15 protein-coding genes are annotated in these 17,781 nt (G+C 66.8%); 5 read left to right on the top strand and 10 right to left on the bottom strand.

Annotated features, from left to right (window positions below; translation table 11 throughout):
* Positions 1 to 75: 75 nt before the first annotated feature.
* The 6 genes from QX108_RS28720 to QX108_RS28745 all read right to left on the bottom strand — a co-directional run bounded on the left by QX108_RS28720 (position 76) and on the right by QX108_RS28745 (position 6,022).
* Positions 76 to 381: a hypothetical protein gene (locus QX108_RS28720; RefSeq protein WP_315722095.1), complete on the bottom strand. Its 306-nt coding sequence runs from the start codon at positions 379 to 381 to the stop codon at positions 76 to 78.
* Positions 365 to 1,468: a hypothetical protein gene (locus QX108_RS28725; RefSeq protein WP_315783929.1), complete on the bottom strand. Its 1,104-nt coding sequence runs from the start codon at positions 1,466 to 1,468 to the stop codon at positions 365 to 367. The genes QX108_RS28720 and QX108_RS28725 overlap by 17 nt, the downstream gene beginning before the upstream one ends.
* A complete protein-coding gene (locus QX108_RS28730; protein WP_315783930.1) occupies positions 1,465 to 1,905 on the bottom strand; it encodes a DUF4383 domain-containing protein in 441 nt (146 codons plus the stop codon). Before QX108_RS28730 ends, QX108_RS28725 begins: the two co-directional genes overlap by 4 nt.
* Positions 1,902 to 3,347 carry an FAD-binding oxidoreductase gene (locus QX108_RS28735; RefSeq protein ID WP_315783932.1) on the bottom strand — a complete coding sequence of 482 codons (1,446 nt, stop codon included), beginning with the start codon at positions 3,345 to 3,347 and terminating at the stop codon, positions 1,902 to 1,904. The genes QX108_RS28730 and QX108_RS28735 overlap by 4 nt, the downstream gene beginning before the upstream one ends.
* Positions 3,348 to 3,419: 72 nt before the next feature.
* On the bottom strand, positions 3,420 to 4,937 hold the full coding sequence (locus tag QX108_RS28740; RefSeq protein WP_315783934.1) for an AMP-binding protein: 1,518 nt from the start codon (positions 4,935 to 4,937) through the stop codon (positions 3,420 to 3,422).
* 65 nt (positions 4,938 to 5,002) lie between these two features.
* Positions 5,003 to 6,022 (bottom strand): helix-turn-helix domain-containing protein, encoded by a 1,020-nt coding sequence (locus QX108_RS28745; protein ID WP_315783936.1) that lies wholly within the window; start codon positions 6,020 to 6,022, stop codon positions 5,003 to 5,005.
* Between the two features lie 203 nt (positions 6,023 to 6,225).
* Between QX108_RS28745 and QX108_RS28750 the strand changes: the two genes are divergently transcribed.
* Together QX108_RS28750 and QX108_RS28755 are read left to right on the top strand one after the other, a co-directional pair.
* A complete protein-coding gene (locus QX108_RS28750) occupies positions 6,226 to 8,229 on the top strand; it encodes a primary-amine oxidase (RefSeq protein ID WP_315783938.1) in 2,004 nt (667 codons plus the stop codon).
* 281 nt (positions 8,230 to 8,510) lie between these two features.
* Complete coding sequence (locus QX108_RS28755) at positions 8,511 to 8,915, top strand: four-helix bundle copper-binding protein (RefSeq protein WP_315783940.1); 405 nt, start codon at positions 8,511 to 8,513, stop codon at positions 8,913 to 8,915.
* Between the two features lie 129 nt (positions 8,916 to 9,044).
* Here the strand turns inward: QX108_RS28755 and QX108_RS28760 are convergent, their stop codons facing one another.
* Together QX108_RS28760 and QX108_RS28765 are read right to left on the bottom strand one after the other, a co-directional pair.
* A complete protein-coding gene (locus tag QX108_RS28760; RefSeq protein ID WP_315722087.1) occupies positions 9,045 to 9,215 on the bottom strand; it encodes a Flp family type IVb pilin in 171 nt (56 codons plus the stop codon).
* Between the two features lie 161 nt (positions 9,216 to 9,376).
* The gene (locus QX108_RS28765) at positions 9,377 to 10,930 is read right to left on the bottom strand and encodes a winged helix-turn-helix domain-containing tetratricopeptide repeat protein (RefSeq protein ID WP_315783942.1); all 1,554 of its coding nucleotides are present in this window, start codon (positions 10,928 to 10,930) and stop codon (positions 9,377 to 9,379) included.
* A gap of 135 nt (positions 10,931 to 11,065) precedes the next feature.
* Here QX108_RS28765 and QX108_RS28770 point away from each other — a divergent pair, with 135 nt between their 5' ends.
* On the top strand, positions 11,066 to 12,115 hold the full coding sequence (locus QX108_RS28770; RefSeq protein WP_315783944.1) for an alpha/beta hydrolase: 1,050 nt from the start codon (positions 11,066 to 11,068) through the stop codon (positions 12,113 to 12,115).
* 5 nt (positions 12,116 to 12,120) lie between these two features.
* Here the strand turns inward: QX108_RS28770 and QX108_RS28775 are convergent, their stop codons facing one another.
* Positions 12,121 to 12,693 carry a GNAT family N-acetyltransferase gene (locus tag QX108_RS28775; RefSeq protein WP_315783946.1) on the bottom strand — a complete coding sequence of 191 codons (573 nt, stop codon included), beginning with the start codon at positions 12,691 to 12,693 and terminating at the stop codon, positions 12,121 to 12,123.
* A 362-nt stretch (positions 12,694 to 13,055) separates the two neighbouring features.
* Here QX108_RS28775 and QX108_RS28780 point away from each other — a divergent pair, with 362 nt between their 5' ends.
* Together QX108_RS28780 and QX108_RS28785 are read left to right on the top strand one after the other, a co-directional pair.
* Positions 13,056 to 14,468, top strand: coding sequence for a hypothetical protein (locus QX108_RS28780; RefSeq protein ID WP_315783948.1), 1,413 nt, complete (start codon positions 13,056 to 13,058; stop codon positions 14,466 to 14,468).
* Positions 14,469 to 14,596: 128 nt separating this feature from the next.
* On the top strand, positions 14,597 to 16,195 hold the full coding sequence (locus QX108_RS28785; protein WP_315799624.1) for a hypothetical protein: 1,599 nt from the start codon (positions 14,597 to 14,599) through the stop codon (positions 16,193 to 16,195).
* 9 nt (positions 16,196 to 16,204) lie between these two features.
* Here the strand turns inward: QX108_RS28785 and QX108_RS28790 are convergent, their stop codons facing one another.
* A complete protein-coding gene (locus QX108_RS28790) occupies positions 16,205 to 17,464 on the bottom strand; it encodes an Hsp70 family protein (RefSeq protein ID WP_315783952.1) in 1,260 nt (419 codons plus the stop codon).
* Positions 17,465 to 17,781: the final 317 nt, after the last annotated feature.

Genomic DNA, 17,781 nt, shown 5'->3' on the forward strand with positions numbered 1-17,781 from the left:
AGCTTAACATCTTTGAGCGTCGGCGCCAGTTCCGAGGCCTCGGCAATCGCGCGGAGAGGACCGGCGCATTCGGCGCTAGCTGCGGCCGCAACCCCTGCCCATGATCGGCCAGACCAGCCACGCGCCGGCCGCGTAGAGGCTGCCCACCGTCGCTGTTCCCGTTCTCGCCGCGACGTGGAAACGCCCGGCGTCGAGCAAGGCTCCATCGGATGCAACGACCGCCGGGATCATGCGGTCCGCGGGTCCGAACACGACCACCGCGTCGGGCCTGATGACCAGCGCCATGGCCGCCATGCCTGCGAACCATGCGAAGGCGACCGCCAGCAGGCCCCGCAGGGGCAGGGCGGTCGACAATGGGAGCCGGTCAGTAGTCGTAGGCATGCTCGAAATCGTATCCGGCAGCTTCGAAACGGGCGATGTCCTGAACCAGCGACCGCACCGGCACATCGACGCCAATGCGGCGGGCTCCGGGACGGGACTGGATCGGGATGCTGAATATAGGCAATCCGTCGAAGGCTGCCAGCCGTCCGTCGCCCGGCGGGACCACGATCGTGACCAGGATCTGGTGGTTGCCGGCCACTTCGGCGAGCGCGGCGCCGCGGTGGCGCCCGAGCTCTCTCGCGAACGCATCGAACTTGGCGTAGCGCGCGGTCTCGACCAGCACGCCCTTGGTGCCCTTCACGTCGCTCACCTCCCGGATCACCTTCACGCCCGGCATCGCCGCGAGCTCGGCGGCGGGCAGGCCCGTCACCACGCTCCGGATCGTCAGGACCGCGGGATCATAGCCGGCCGCATAGCCGATGACCGCCGCATAGGCCGCGCGGCCGGCATATTGCAGGCTGAGCGAGAACCGCCGTTCCACCGAGCGCGCCGACGGCACGAACGGTGTGTCGCGCCAGAACTGGTCGAGCTTGGCGGCGAAGGGGTAGCGATACCAGGGGGTCTGATAGAGAAATCCCGCGTAGTCCTTCAGCAGAGCGAGATTGAAGGCGTCCTCGGCGGTCTTGACGCCGTCGGTCGTCTCCTCGGTGAGCGCGCCGATGCTCTTCTCATAGGCGCCCTGCAGCGCCATTTCGGCGGTGAAGCTGAAGCCGATGATGTAGTTCGTCAGCTTCTGGTCCGAGGTCGCCGGCCCCGAGCCTGCGGCCTGCCGCGTGGCCCGGCACAGGCTGCGCCAGAACCCGGCGATGCTCGACAGATAGCGGAAGTCCGACTCGGAGGTCTGCCCCGTCACGCCGGCGAGATCGCTGTAGGCGTGCACGATGTACCATTCGGGAAAGGTGAGGAAGCTGTCGCCTTGCGACCTCACATAGCCGGGATCGGTGATGCCGAACTGCGACGTCACTACCGGTGTCGGGACGTCGGCGGTGCAGACCGTCTCGACGCTGATCACCGTCGCGGCGATGCCGATCGCCGCAGCGGCCGCCAGCGCGCCGGTCAGATAGAGGATTTTGCGGCGCAGGCTCATGCTGTGACGGGTCTCGCCCCCCAGGGTGACCAGCCGACCGCGATGCCGAGCGCGCCGAGCGCCAGATGCGGCAGGCTGGAGAGCACCTTCACCAGGAGTGAGGTGTTGCGGATGCCGTCGATGACGATCGAGAGATCGAGATAGCCCGCGCCGGTGAACACGCCCATGACGCCGTCGAGGAAATACAGCGTGCCGAACACGCGCAGGAAGAACACGGCGCTGCGGCGCGACAGCGTCGAGGCCAGCGCCCAGAGGCCGGAGGCGACGTGCAGGGCGTCCTTGTAGATGTCGAGCTGGAACAGACCGAACACGCGTCCCTGCGCATCGATGAAGGCGGGGATGTAGTCCGTGGCGGCCGCGAACAACAGCGCCGCGGCGAGGGCGAGCGCGGCGATGCGATAGCGGTCCAATGAGAAGCCGTCGGCTGATGGGGTCATGCGAAATAAGCGTCCCACATCGCGTTGCGGAACAACAGGTTCGGGTCATACTGGCGCTTCGCCGCGACGAAACGCGCCACGGCGGGATAGGCCTTCTCGACCTGGTCGCGGCGGGCGTGCAGACGATAGGGCAGATAGAACGCGCCGCCAATCGCGGTGATGCGGTCGATCAGGGCTTCCGTCGTGCGCATCATGTCGATCTCGCCCTCGGGCGAGGTCGACTGCGAGAACGACATCACCGCCGCGATCCGTCGCACCGGCGCGATGCTGAGCACGGGCGTCTTGTCCTCGGCAACGTAGCGCAAGGTGACGTTGAGGAACTCGGCGCGTGCCTTCGGAATGATCTCGCGGCATGCGGTGAGGAACTCGCCGAAGCGCTCGGGCGCCACGAAATATTCATGCAGGATGTCGGTCCGGTGCATGTCCTTCTGCGCCAGGTTGGCGACCGGCTCGGCCATCAGCGAATTGCGGGTGTATCGACCGTCGGAGATGGCCGGGCCGAGCTGCGTCTCCATGAACCAGCGCAGGCCCTTGGCGACCTCCCATCCGGTCTGCGCGCGATAGATCGTATTGGCGACGCCCGTGAGCTTGCCCGAGTTCGTCACCGCAGGCAGCGTCGTCGGCGCATCGGGAGCCGGCCGGAAGGTGACGAGCAGCGCGTCGTCGAAGAACGCCTTGCGCGACACCGACATCCGGCCATAGGCCATCTTCACATTGGCGTCGCCGTCGACGCTGCGCATGAAACGCTCGGCGAACCTGTCCGGCGTCATGCGCTCGAAGCGCGGTTCGAGCAGGAGGTTGGGCACCATCTCGACTTCGAGATCGACGATGATCCCGAACAGGCCATAGCCGCCCATCGCCAGGCCGAACAACTCGGCATTCTCGGTGCGCGAGCATTGCACCAGCGTGCCGTCGGCGAGCAGCATGCGGATCGACTTCACTGTCGAGCCGAACGGGCCGTACGGCACCGGCCAGCCATGGGCATTGACGCAGAACGTGCTGCCGACGCCGAAATCGCTGTTCGACTGCATCACCGCTGGTGAGAAGCCCTTGGCGTCGAGCGTGGCGATCACGTCCCACCAGCGGTTGCCGGCGGCAGTGCGATAGGTTCGTGCCGCGGTGTCGAGCTCGATCGCGCCGCCGTCGAGCGTGACGGCGGTGCCGTCGCGCGCCAGGCTCTGGCCGCCCATCGAATGCCGGGCGACGGCCGCCGTCACCGGGCGTCTCGCGGCCGCCGCCTCCTTCAGCTCGGCGCGGAGGCGCGCGATCAACTCGTCGGTGGCCGGCTTCTTGATCACAACATGCTTGGCGACGGGCGTCGGATTGAGCCGGCTGGCGTCGTTGAGGATGGTGCGCAGCTCGGCCCGTGCCTCCGGAATCCGCACCACGGGCAGGGCCGCCGCCGTGGCCGCGGTGCGTAGAAACCGTCGTCTCGAGATCATGGCGCGGACACTCCTTACCCCCAAGCGGAGTCTATGCCAGCATCGTAAACGTTCGAAAAATTCTCGCGGGCCTCACTCCGCGGCCGGCCGCCCCCTGGTCGGCAGCAGACGAAAATCCCGTCCCTCCTTGATCCAGGCGGCGCGCTCGTCGCGCAGCAGGGTCCGGCGGACCTTGCCGGAATCGTCGCGCAGCATCATGTCGACCAGCTCATAGCTCTCCGGATGCTTGTAGCGGCTGAGCCGCTCGGTCAGGAACGCGCCCATGCCGTCGACGATCGCCTGGGCGTCCTTGGCCCGGTCGATCTCCACGATCGCATGCACGCGCTGGCCGAGCTCGGGATCGGGCAGGCCGACCACGACGCAGGAGCGGATGTCGGGATGCGCCATCAGCGCCGCCTCGACCTCGGCCGGATAGATGTTGGCGCCGCCGCGCAGGATCATGTCGGCAAGGCGATCGCCGAGATAGAGATAGCCGTCGGCATCGAGCCGGCCGATGTCGCCGAGCGACTCCCAGCCGTCGGCGCGCCGCTTCGGCTCGGCGCCGAGATAATGATAGGTGCTGCCCGGACCATCGGCAGGCAGGAAGTAGATCTCGCCGCTTTCCCCCGGCGCGACATCGTTGCCGTCGGGGCCCAAGATGCGCAGCTTGCAGGATTCATCGATCCTGCCGACCGAACCCCGGTGCTGCAGCCATTCGGTGCCGGAGATGATGGTCCGGCCCTGCCGCTCGGTGCCGCCATAGAGCTCATAGACGCGCTCGGGGCCGAGCCATTCGATCCACTTCTCCTTGAGCCATGCCGGCATCGGCGCGGCCATGTGGAACACCATCTTCAGGCTCGACACGTCGTAGCTGTTGCGCACCGCATCCGGCAGCGCCCAGATCCGGTGCATCATGGTCGGCACGAAGTTGACCCACTGGATGCGCTGCGCCTGGATCAGCCGCAGCGTCTCCTCGGCGTCGAACTTCACCATGCCCGTCAGCGTGCCGCCGGCGAACAGGGCGTAGTGCGACACGATGAACGGCGCGTTGTGATACAGCGGTCCGGGATTGAGCAGCGAGGCTCCCTTCGGAATTCCCAGCGGCGGCTCGGCCGCCGTGTCGGTCACCGCGGGCTGATGATCGAGGATCACCTTGGGCCGGCCGGTCGAGCCGCCCGAGGTCATCGCCTTCCAATAGCGAGAAACCGGAGCTGTGAGCGGTGCGTCCGAAAATCCCTCCGGCGTGAAGCCGGCCGGCAACGCATTCGGCGCGTTCCAATCGGCTTCGCCGCCGACCACGAGTGACGGCTGAAGGATCTCCAGCACCGCGGCGGCCTCGCCCCGCGGCAGGCGCCAGGACAGCGATGTCGGCGTCGCGCCACATTTCCAAACTGCAAAACTGGTCTCGAACAGCGCATTCCCGTTCGGCAGGCCGATGGCGACGAAGTCGCCGGGCTTGACGCCCTTGGCGATGAAGGCACGGGCGCGCGCATTGGCGCGGCGCTCGAGCTGCTCCCAGGTCAGCGCATCAGGTCCGTGCTGAACCGCGATGCTGTCTTTCGGTTTGCGCTCGGCGTACCAGCGCGGCACATCCGCGATCGGGATCAGCATGTTTCCTCCGCATCATCGGGCGACTTGTTCGCGCGCCCTTCTCGTTCGGCAGCTCGCGCCGCACGTCAGTGACGCAAGGTGTTGTGCCTCAACTCGGATGATGCGTCCATACGCGCGCGCCGCAGGGTTTCGGATGGCAGTTCTGCGAAATGGCGCTTGTAGTCGAGCGAGAACTGACTGAAGTGCCAGAAGCCGTGGCGCACGGCGATGTCGTAAATTCCGTCGCGCGGATCGTGAGCAGCCTTCAGCTCGCGCCGCACGCGGTTGAGGCGCACCGCGCGCCAATAGGTGAGGGGACTGGTGCCGAGCACGTCCTGGAAGCAGTAGCTGAGCTTGCGGCGGCTGGCGCCGACCGCCTTGCAGATGTCGAGCAACGCGATGGGCTGGTCTGACGATGCCAGCATCAGCTCGCAGGCCCGATCGACGATCCGCTTGCGTGCGGCGCTGCTGCGGGTGTCGTCGCAGGGCCGCGCATCCGACAACAGATCGGTGATCGCCAGCAGCAGCCCGTCTTGAAGCATGTCGCCGAGCGCTGCACTCTGCCTCGGCTCCGTCTGCGTGCCGCACAGCCTGTCGATCGTCGTCAGCGCGGTGCGGAAGCGCGCCAGCGCATCCGCCGGTGCGGACATCGCGCGCATGCGATGTCGCAGATCGCGCGGCAGCTCGATCGCCAGCTGGCTTGCGATCTCGTCGACGAGACTGGCCGACAAGGTCACGCCGCGCAACGTGAAGCCGCGCGGTGTGCAGATGTCGACCTCGGCATCGAAGGAAACGATCAGCGCGTCCTGCGGAATGCTCGTGCCGTTGACATTCACCGGGCCCTCGCCGCTGCAGGGCACGGCCAGGCCGCAGCAGTCGCGCCCGAGTTCGCCATGCTGCCGCACCTGTTGGCTCGTCACTTCGTGGAAGATATCGAGCTGCGGCAGCGACAATTGGGTGAAGCTGCCGCGGAAAGCGCCGGCGCTGATCTGGTCATAGGTCAGACGCCAGCCACCGAGCTGCGCGCAATGCTCGTCGACGTCGGCGCTGGTCGTCTGCACCAGGCCCGGGCACGCGGCCTCGCTATGCGTCGGCGTCAAGCTCATGGCATCACGGCGTCATCTGATGAGACCGCCGTGCAAGATGCACGCCGGCCGGCCGCCGGTCGCACCGGCAGACGTCGATTTTGCCCGATTTCGATAACGCTGTCCTGCGTCTGATTGGCAGTCTCGCGGCCAGACAAGCCGCGGTCGGACGCGTACTCTCCTGCCCCTTCGAGACGGACCGACCAGATCGAGGGAGAATCATCGTGCAGGACATCGCTGCAGCTCCGGCAATCGCCGCCGTCCACCCGCTCGACCCGCTGACCTCCGAAGAGATCGCCGCCGCCTGCAATCTGGTACGCGCAGGCGCCGTGGCGGCGGACAGCTGCCGCTTCCCGATCGTGCGGCTCGAGGAGCCGACGAAGGCCGAGCTTGCGGCCCTTGACGGCGGGCAGGCGCTGCCGCGCAGGGCGTTCGTGGTCTCGCTCGACATTCAAAATGGCGAGTCGGTCGAGCATGTCGTCGATCTCGGCAGGCCGAGCATCGTCTCCCGCAAGCCGGTGCCCAACCAAGAGGCGCCCTATGGCCAACCGCCCGTGATGCTGGAGGAGTTCTTCCGCTGCGAGGCGGCGGTGAAGGCCGATCCCGGCTGGCGCAAGGCGATGCACCGGCGCGGTCTCACGGACAAGGACATCGAGCTGGTGCAGGTCGATCCGTTCTCGTCCGGCTTTTTCGACCTGCCGTTCGAGCGCGGCGCCCGCATCGTCCGCGCCGTCAGCTTCTTCCGCGAGCATCCGCAGGACAACGGCTATGCCCACCCGATCGAAGGCGTCGTCGCGGTGGTCGACCTGATCGCCGGCAAGGTCATCGATCTCACCGACGCGGATCCGGTCATTCCGATCCCCCGCAAGAAGCGCAACTACGGCGCCCATGAAATGACGGCCCCACGCGCCGATATCAAGCCGCTCAACATCGAGCAGCCCCAGGGGCCGAGCTTCACCGTCGACGGATGGAAGGTCGATTGGCAGAAATGGAGCTTCCGCGTCGGCTTCACGCCGCGCGAAGGTCTCGTTCTGCATCAGCTGTCCTATCAGGACGGCGCGCGCAAGCGGGCGATCATCCATCGCGCCAGCGTCACCGAGATGGTGGTGCCCTACGCCGATCCGACCGCCAACCACTTCTGGAAGTCGGCGTTCGACGCCGGCGAATACGGCCTCGGCATGCTGGCGAACGCGCTCGAGCTCGGCTGCGACTGCCTCGGCAACATCCACTATTTCGACGTGCCGGCCGCCGACAGCAAGGGCGAGCCGTTCGTCATGAAGAACGCGATCTGCATGCATGAGGAGGATTACGGCATCCTCTGGAAGCATTACGAGTTCCGCAACGGTCTGTTCGAGGTGCGGCGCTCGCGCCGTCTCGTCATCAGCTTCTTCGCCACCGTCGGCAACTACGATTACGGCTTCTACTGGTACCTGTACCAGGACGGCACCATCCAGCTCGAATGCAAGCTCACCGGAATCATCCAGACGGCGGCGATTGCGCCGGGTGCGACCTATCCCTGGGGCGGCATGGTCGACGACGATCTCGGCGGTCCGACGCATCAGCACTTCTTCAACGTACGCCTGCACATGGACATCGACGGCGGCGGCAACACGGTCAGCGAGCACGAATTCGTGCCGCGTCCGTGGGGGCGCGACAACCCGCACGGCAACGCATTCGATACGACGAGCCGCGTGCTGTCGCGCGAGCGCGACGCCGCGCGCATCGCCAATGGCGAGACCGGCCGCTACTGGAAGATCTCCAATCCCAACGTCAAGAACTCCGTCGGCGCCTCGCCCGGCTACAAGCTCGTGGTCAATCCGAGCCCGCTGATGCTGGCGCAGGAGGGCAGCTTCGTGCGCAGTCGCGGCGGCTTCGCCACGAGGCACGTCTGGGTCACCGCTTTTGATCCGGCTGAGAAGTACGCCAGCGGCGACTATCCGAACGTGCATGCCGGCGGTGACGGCCTGCCGCGCTATATCCAGCAGAACCGCACCATCGAGAACGCCGACATCGTGGTCTGGCATTCGTTCGGGCACACCCATGTGTGCAAGCCGGAGGATTTTCCGGTGATGCCGGTCGAATATGCCGGCTTCATGCTCAAGCCGGTCGGCTTCTTCGCCGCCAACGCCGGCTTCGACATTCCTCCGGAGCGCAACGCGAAGAGCGTGCTCAGTGCGGACACGCCGGCGGGAGCGGCAGGCGGCGGCAGCTGCTGTCACGGCAGTTGAGCTGCCGGGCACCGGATCGCGCCGAAGACGAAGGATGCATGCCGGGAACAGGTTAGGCGTCAGCGCGTACCGATACGTTGATGTCGCAGCCAGAAACCGGCAAAATCAGCTGCGTCCGCCGTTCCCCATTGTGGCCGGTTGTCACCCGGCATGCGCAAGGACAACTGCTTCGCCGGCGAACCGTTCCGGATGAGATCGCGGCTTCCAAGCAGGGCTCCGATTTAAGAACCTCCTCGGCGGATCATCATTGACCCGGAGGGGGCCAGCTCTCGGAGTTTGCCATGCACGCCCAACAGATGATCGAAACCCATCCGCATGTCCGCGGCCAGGTCGATGACGCGCTCGTGCGCTGCATCGAGGAGTGCTATTCCTGCGCGCAGACTTGCACGTCCTGCGCCGATGCCTGTCTCGCCGAGGACAATGTCGCCAAGCTGACGCAATGCATCCGTCTCAACCTCGACTGCGCCGATGTGTGCACCATCACGGGCCGTATGGCGACTCGGCGCACCGGATCGGATCAGGAGATGATCCGGCGCATGCTCGACGCCTGTGCGGCGGCCTGCCGGTTCTGCGCCGAGGAATGCGAGAAGCACGCTCGCATGCATGCGCATTGCCGCGTCTGCGCCGAATCCTGCCGCCGCTGCATGAGCGCCTGCGAGGAAGCCGGGCGCAGCATGGCCCATTGAGTCCGGGAACGGTCGTTGAGACCAGGAGGGGCCAGACAAGCAAAGGCCGGACCCGAAGGCCCGGCCCGTCCGACCATGGCGACCGGATTGCTCCGGTCCTGAGAACGCCATCCAGACGAAGTGCTTCGATCAGCCGCCGTTCAATTTGGTCGTCAACGTCGTAAAGATGCCCTCGATCGTCAGTCCGAGCTGGTTGAGGATTGTGATGATCGCGAGCGCAATGCCGGCAGCGATCAAGCCGTATTCGATGGCGGTCGCACCCGATTCATCCTCATAAAATTTGAGAAGAAATTTCTTCATCGGTTCCCCTTCCCACCTCCGCGAATTCAGCCTCCAGAAGACGTCCGCGAAACTACGGGTTGGAACCTAAGGTAGTGTGAATGGGGTGCGACCAAGTTTCGCGACTTTGCTGAAATGATACGATTTCCAGCCGCAATCGCGCTGTTCTGCACGTTATCGGTCTAAGCGGGTACGCCTGCTGCGCGAAGCGCTTCCGCATAGGTTGTAGCCATGGAGCGCACGGGGAACGGGATGCGGTTCAAGAAGCCCGTCACCGTGAGATGAGGCTCCACGCTCAGGAGCTGGCGCGCGATGTCGGCGGCCCGATCCATCTCTCCGATTCCGACCCAGGCGACGATCAGGACCCGCAGCGCCACGGCAAATCGGCGGTTTTGACTGAGCGCCTTCTCGGCCCAGGCGATGGCCTCTGCCAGGTCGCCGCTGGTCACGGCGCAAATCGCCATGGCGCCGGCCGCGAACCAGCCGCGCGGATCGCGCGGATTGAGCCGCAAGGCGCGTTCGATCATCGCCCGCCCCTCGGCTGGGCGCCCGGCCATGGCCTCGATCCAGCCGCTCATGGTGAGCGCCATCGCCGAATTCGGATTGATGGCGAGCGAGCGCTGGAACAGCTCGCGCGCAGGCGCGATGTCGTCGGCCATGTTCCAGATCGCGAACGCCGCCATCCACAGCACCTGTGCATCTCCGGGGGCGCGCTCGCTCGCCTGCCACGCCAACGCGACGGCCGTCTCGCGATAGGTCTCGCCCGGATCGCTCCAGCCCTGGAAATGGCGTAGCGCCTGGCAATAGGCGCTCGCGGCCATCGCCGGCACATAGCCGGGATCGATCGCCAGCGCTTCGTCGAGACAGCCGAGCGCCGCCTTGAGACTTTCCGGAGTGAAGGCGTCGCGCAGGCTGGCGGCGCGCAGCACGAGATCATAGGCGTCGGGGCGCGGCAGCGCGCGGCGCCGCGCGCTCTCGGCGAGCTCCAGGGTCGGCTCGATGGCAGCCACCACGCTTTCGGTAATGCGGTCCTGCAGCGCGAACATGTCGCTGACCTCGCCATCGAATCGGTCGGCCCACAGATGCGCACCGGAGCGAGCGTCGATCAGCTGGCCGCTGATGCGCAGGCGCGCGCCGGCACGCTGCACGCTGCCTTCGAGCACGTAGCCGACGCCGAGCTCGCGTCCGACCTCACGGATGTCGACCGCCTTGCCCTTGTAGGTGAACGACGAGTTGCGGGCGATCACGGCGAGCCCGCTGCAGCGGGACAGCGCCGTGATGATGTCCTCGACCATGCCGTCGGCGAAGTAGTCCTGCGCGGCATCGCTGCTCATGTTGGTGAAGGGCAGCACCGCGATGGCGGGGCCGTCGACCGACGTCGCAGCCGCGGCGGTCGGCGTCCGCTCGGCCTCGGCCTGCTCGCTGACCTCGCCCGTGAAGCGGATGCCCTTGCGCGGGATGGTGCGGATCAGGCGCTGTGCCTCGCCGCTGTCGCCGATGGCGCTCCGTGCTGCGCTGATGCGGCTCGCCAGCGTCGCCTCGGAGACGATGCGGCCGCCCCATATCTCGGCGAGGATCTCGTCGCGGCTGACGACGCGGTCACGGCTCCTGATGAGGAATGTCAGCAGGTCGAACACCTGCGGTTCCAGCGCGATCAGATTGCTGCCACGGCGCAGCTCGCGGCGGCCGGCGTCGAGTACGAAATCGTCGAAGCAATACACCACATGCGCCGCCATCGCTGCCGCGGAAACCGGTCCCCTTCTCCTCACGCAAAATCAAGCTGGTCTCAAGGAAAAATCAAAGCCCTCTCCAAGCGCATCCTGCTCACACCGCGCACAAGAGGCCGGCATATCCGAACCAGGAGCTTCGTCATGCCGACCGTCCTTCAGCACAGCCGCCGCCATTTCCTGAGCTTGGCTGGAACCGCCATCGCCGCCTTTCAGCTCGGTTCCGATGCCGCGAAGGCCGAGACCTTCAAGGCTGCATCGAAGCTGCCCGCGATCAGGCCGGGCACCGCCACGACGCTGGGGCCGATCAAGCAGGTCGTCGCCGGTGACGTCAACATCGGCTATGCCGAGGCAGGTCCCGCCGATGGCCCGGTCGTGATCCTGCTGCATGGCTGGCCCTATGACATCCACAGCTTCGCCGACGTCGCGCCGGCGCTGGCCGCATCCGGTCATCGCGTCATCATTCCGCATTTGCGCGGCTACGGCACGACGCGGCTGCTGTCGCCGATCGCCTTGCGCAGCGGCCAGCCGGTCGCGGTCGCCGCCGATATCGTCGCGCTGATGGATGCGCTGGGGATCAAATCAGCGACGCTCGCCGGCTATGACTGGGGCGCGCGCACCGCCAACATCATCGCCGCGCTGTGGCCGGAGCGCTGCAGGGCGATGGTCTCCGTGAGCGGCTATCTGATCGGCAGCCAGCAGGCCGGCCGCATGCCGCTGCCGCCGGCCGCCGAGCTGCAATGGTGGTATCAGTTCTATTTCGCCACCGAGCGCGGCCGCGAGGGCTATGACAAGAACCGGCACGATTTCGCGAAGCTGATCTGGCAGACGGCCTCGCCGAAATGGACGTTCGACGACGCCACCTTCGCCCGCAGTGCGGCAGCCTTCGACAATCCCGATCACGTCGACATCGTCGTGCACAATTATCGCTGGCGGCTCGGCCTCACGCAGGGCGAGGCGAAGTATGATGCGCTCGAGGCGAAGCTGGCGACATTTCCGGACGTCTCGGTGCCGACGATCACGATGGAGGGCGACGCCAACGGTGCGCCGCATCCTGCGCCCGAGAGCTATGCCAAGAAGTTCGCCGGCCGCTACGAGCACCGGCTGATCATCGGCGGCATCGGACATAATCTACCACAGGAGGCGCCACACGCCTTCGCGCAGGCGGTGATCGACGTGATGGCCGGCGCCTGACGATCTCAGGCGGGAGGCTGCTGCGAGCCCCGGTAGCGCAGCCAGGTCTCCCGCCGCACGATCCATCGCTCCGATCGGGTCTCACCCGTGTGATGCGCGAGGTCGATGAAGCCGGAGAATTCGGCGCCGGTCTTCTGTTTCACCCGGCGCGAGGCGACGTTGCTCGCGACGTTGCAGACATAGAACGCATCGAGCCCGAGCGGACCGAAGGCAAAGTCGTTCACCGCCGCGATCGCCTCGGTCATCAGTCCCTGATTCCAATAGGGCTCCGCGAGCCAGAAGCCGCGCTGGCCTTTGCGGGACTCGACGCGCGGCCGGAAGTGGATGTTGCCGATCGCCGTGCCGTCGCCGCCCCGCAGCACCAGCACCCATTGATGGATCTCCTCGCCGGCCGCGATCTTGTCGAGTTGCAGCCTGACGAAGGTCTCGGCGCCGTCGTTCGGATACGGCCAGGGCACGACGGTGGCGAGGGTACGGATGATGTTCCAGTTATTGAAGTGGCGCTGGATCGCGGGCGCGTCGCTGAGCGCGAGCGGGCGCAACAGCAGGCGAGCAGTATGCAACGTGGGCGTGAGCATGGGCCATGGTGGCGTTAACCAACGCGGATCGCAAGTCGGGCCCGCGGTCGCCTCGCAAAGGGCTATCCCATTGATATATTGGAGACGTTACCCCGATTAAGGTTACGGAAGACTTTCGACCGCGTGATGGAACCAGATACTTCCACAACGCTGCATTGCGGTGCATGAATCGAATGCACGCAATTGCAGGGATGCAGCGTGTGTACAACCGCCGCAGGTATCGGAGGCGGAGCGGGCCCAGGGTTGCGCCCGATGAGGTGTTGGACATGAATCGCGGGACGGCGGGACATCGGTCGCGTGGCTCACAGGCGCAGCGTGCGTTCGATCCACACATGTGGCGCACACGGCAGCTGAGCCGGCCGATGCCCTTTTACGGCTCTGAGCTGTTTCAGCTCGGCTGCCCGCCGCTGGCCTCCTTCATTGCCGCCTTCCTCGGCTGCCTGATGACCCTGCATCTCAGCGCATCCGGTCTGTCGCCGCAGGTCGCGTCCGCAGCTGCCGCGCTGCTGCTCTGTGCGTCGCTGATCCTGACGCGCACCGCGGATCTGGTGCCGAGCACGTTCTTCTCATCGGCCTATGGTGGCAGCTTCGTCGGCATGACGCCGGTGGCGCTGTTGAACGCGAGCGTGATCCGCGCTGGTCTGCCGCTCGATGCCGCCTTCACCCTGCTGTCGCTGTTCACCGGCCTGATGTTCTGTCTCGGATGTGCGCTCGACATGTGGCTGCGCGGGGGGCTGGCCCGCGGCTATGGCGGACGGCTGGGCGCGCTCGCGGCCGTCGCATCCTTCCTGTTCGTCGGCTTGGCGCCGCTGCTGGGCGCCGACGGCGAGCTGTTTCCGATCGCACGCCGGCCCGTGCCGGAGCTCGGGCTCGGCGCAGCGGCGATCACCTTCCTGCTGTGCACGGCGGGCATGCTGGCGACCATGGCGGCGCTGCGCTGGGCCCCCGTCGCAGGATCGCGGCGTGCGGTGCGCATCGTCGTCGCGGCGACGGTGGCGTTCGTCGGCCTGGTCCTGCTGCTGCAATTCGTCCCCGGCAACGCCCCCGAGCTCGATGCCTATTTCGCCGGCTGCTTTCTCGGCATGTCGTCGTCGCGCCGGCTGCGCAGCCTGCCGCAGGCGATGGCGGCGGCGGTGCTGCTCACGGCTCTCGTGATCTTCACATACCCGATCCTTCCCGCGGTCGGCGGCAGCCTCGGCTACGTCGCCTTCGTCTCGGTGATGTTCGTCGACGCCGGCGTGCGGCTGTTCGTCGAGGCCGGAGAATCGCCGCGGCAGACCATGATCGCGTGGTCGCGCGGTCTTCTCGCCACCCTGGCCATCGTCGCGGTGCTGCTGTCGAGCGAGCTGCTGTTCGAGCAGCCGCGCGAGCAGCCGGCAGCTTCGACGCTGTCGGTGGCAAAGCCGGTTGCGCCGGTGCGGCAGACGGCGCCGGCCGACGAGGCAAGAGGCGACGGCGGCGTGCCCGGCGAGAAGCCGGTCAACGCGCCGGTGCCAGAGCTTCCCATGCAGATCCTGCGGCCGGACGGCGGAGAGCCGTCCCCGGCGCGCCGATCCAGCGAGCAAAGTCCGGCCGCGCCTGCGCCGATGTCCTCGGAGCCGCAGCGGCGCGTCGTCCGCTATGGCCAGGTGGCCACGGTGCCGACGATGCTGCCCAAGCGCAGCCAGGCGCGGGTGGTCCCGCACGCGTCCCCGCGCCCGCGCATCATGGCTCGCCAGGATGTGCAGCCTGCACCGGAGTGGAGGCCCGACCCGTCGACCTCGGCGGCCCCCTGACGGCAGACGCCAAGCCTTTTTGAGGCGATAACCCGCCACCGCCACACCTCCGCACGCGTTTCGCCATGTTTCCACTTCATCGTGCACCGTGCGGTGCTTAGGGGGGCTCGTCCGGTGGTCAGGACGGGATGAGAAGCCCGGTCGATCCACATGGGGGTGGTTCGCAGATGCAGCAGGCCTCTGATTGCGCGCCATGGCGAACAGGCCTGCCGGTCCTGTTCGAGCCGCGTCCTCAGCCGCGGCGTTTCGATTTCTCCGTCGCGCTTCTCGTGTCCTTTGCGGGCGCTTGTCTCGGCTGCCTCGCGACGTTGCATCTGAGCGCGTTGGGCCTGTCACCCGCGTTCGCCTCGGCGGCGGTGACGGTCGTGCTGTGCGCAGGTCTGGTGACGACGTCTCCCGATAATCTTGCAGCCACCACATTCTCGTCCTCGGTCTATGGCGGCAGTTTCAGCGGCATGACGCCGATCGGACTGCTCAGCGAAAGCGTCGTTCGCACCGGACTGCCGCAGGAGGCGTCACTTTATCTGCTGTCGGTCTTCTGCGGCCTGCTGTTCTGCATTTTCACCGCGATCGAAATCCGGCAGCGTATCGTGCTGTTGCAGGGCTATGGCGGACGCTTGGGCGTGCTGGCTGCGCTCGGATCGCTGCTGTTCGTCAGCCTCGGACCCTGGCTCGCCGGGCACGGCGAAACACTCCATCTGGCGCACCTGAATCAGTTCGACCGGGAGCTTGGCGGCTCGCTGGCGATTCTTGCAGCCTGTTTCACCGGAACGGTCCTGACACTCTTGATGCAACGCCTTTCGCATGTTGCAGAGTCGGGGCGGGCGGCCCGCACCTTCGTCTCGGCCACCCTGGCGTTTGCCGGAATGGCAATCATGCAGGGGCTTTGGTCCGACGAACGCTGTCTGGTCGATGCCTATTATGCGGGATGTTTTCTCGGCATGTCGTCGCCGCAGCGGCTGTCCGGCGCGCTGCAGCCGATCGTGGCCGCGCTGACCCTCACCGTGGTTCTGGTCCAGGCTTCGACGGTTCTGCCGATGGTCGGCGGCAGCCTCGGTCTTGCGGCATTCATTGCGGTGGCTGGCGTCGACCTGGCTTGGCGGGCCGCCAGCGCGCTGCCGGCCCCGACTCACGCCATGAAGGCCGGGCTTGGCCGGAGCGTAGCCGTCGCCTTGACGGCGGCGGGGTTCCTGCTGCCGAGCCATATGCTTCACAGGCTGGCCGACGATACGATCGATGCTCGACGCGAGGCCGCTGCTGTCATCGCTCCGGCCCTCGTGGACTTGCCTGAGGAGCGAGCGGTGCACGCAGCTCCGTTGGAAGTCGCATCGCCTGCGCCGGTCGCTCTCGTCGTCGAACCCGCGTTGACGCTCGCCGTCAGTGCGAAGGCCGAGCCCGCCGTCGCCATGTCCCGGCTGGACGCGCCTCCCGAGGCCGTCCCCGCCTCGGCGCCGGTGCCGCGCGCGGAGCTGCCACGGACGCAGCGCGCAAGCCGAGCCGGCTCGGGATCTCCGTCGCCTTCGGCCAATGCCGGACCCTGGGGCATCATCCGGGCCGGAGAGCCGGGGCGGACCGGACCGGCCGGTGCTCGGCCCGTCCGCGCAAAGCCTGCGCCCGTCCGTGTCGCCGAGCCGGCGTCGGCCGTGCCGCATCCCGTGACCCGAACCCAGCTTCAGGGCGCGCCGAAAAGGCCGGCGCGGCCGGCCGCCACAGCCTCCTCGGAATGAGCCGCGCCGTCAGCCGAACTTGCGCCGCGCGTCCAACGCAAGCCCAAGGCCGACGCTGCCGAGCAGGTCGGTCTCGGCGACGCGCGCCGCCGGAAACAGCGCCAGGATCGCCTGGCGCAGCGCCGGCACCATGCTCGAGCCGCCGGTGAGGAAGATCGTGTTGATGGCGGCGGCGTCCACCGCAGCGTCAGCGAGCAGCGTCGTGACAGTGCGGACGACGCGCTCGACGGAATCGGCGATGGCGCGGTCGAAATCCTTGCGCGTGAACTTGATGCGCGCCCATTCGTCCTTCTCCGACAGCACCGAGGTCAGCGACTTCGCCTCGGTGAGCGCGATCTTGGCCTGCTCGACGCCGATCGCCAGCGTATGGCCGCGATGCTCCTCCACCACCTTGATGAAGCGGTCGACGAGGTCGCGCCGCTCGGCCTCGTAGCGGATCTGGCGCAGCTCGTGGATGACACCCTTCTTGTAGAGCTGGTTGATGCGGTGCCAGGTGGCGAGCTCGTGATAGTAGGCGGTCGGCAAATTGCGCTTGCCGTCGGCGGTCAGGCTGCCATAGCCGAGATGCGGCATGACGCTCTTGAGGCTGAGCAGCCGGTCGAAATCGGTGCCGCCGATGTGAATGCCGCCATTGGCGAGGATGTCGTCCTCGCGGTCAGCCTTGCCGCGCCGCTCCGGCGAGACGCGCACGATCGAGAAGTCCGAGGTGCCGCCGCCGATGTCGACGATCAGCACCAGCTCCTCGCGGCTCACCTGCTGCTCGTAGTCGAGCGCGGCCGCGATCGGCTCGTATTGGAAGGCGATGTGCCTGAAGCCCTGCTCGCGCGCGATCTGCTCCAGCGCGTTTTGCGCCTCGGCATCGGCCGCGTCGTCCTTGTCGACGAAGCGCACGGGGCGGCCGAGCACGACCTGGTCGACCTCGTGGCCCAGCCGCGTCTCGATCTGCGTCTTCAAATGCGCGAAGAAGAAGCCGAGAATGCCGGAGAACGGCACGGCCTTCTGCCGGATATAGGTCTTCTCATGGATCAGCGCGGTGCCGAGAATGCTCTTCAGCGCGCGCATGAAGCGGCCGTCATGCCCGGTCAGATAGCGCTCGATCGCGGCGCGCCCGAACTGCACGCCGTGATCCTCGAAGTCGAAGAACATCGCGCTCGGCAAGGTCCGCTGCTCGCCCTCCAGTGCGATGAGCTGTGCGGAGGCGTGATCGCTGAGGCCGACCGTGGTGTTCGAAGTGCCGAAGTCGATGCCGCAATGGGCCGCTGCCGCCATGCTCGTCTCGTTTTCCGTCCGGGGAGGGCGGACCGCTTAGCCGTTTCGCAGTGCAATGTCATGTGCGAATGTGAGGCATGATGGGCATGAAGAACCTCAGATGGCGCATGGCTTCTCCCACGCGCTGCGTCTCGCATCCGCTTTCAGGGCAATCGCATATCGGCCAGGAGTCACCTCGAGGAGCGATCCTGCCAGTTAGTTACTCCGTCATGCCCGGGCTTGTCCCGGGCATCCACGTCGTCCTCAGTATGCCGGACGACGTGGATGGCCGGGACAGGCCCGGCCATGACGACGTGGAGACACAGGGGCCCCCGCCG

Origin of the sequence: Bradyrhizobium sp. SZCCHNR1002 (assembly GCF_032381435.1) — a bacterium.
Classification (GTDB): domain Bacteria; phylum Pseudomonadota; class Alphaproteobacteria; order Rhizobiales; family Xanthobacteraceae; genus Bradyrhizobium; species Bradyrhizobium aeschynomenes.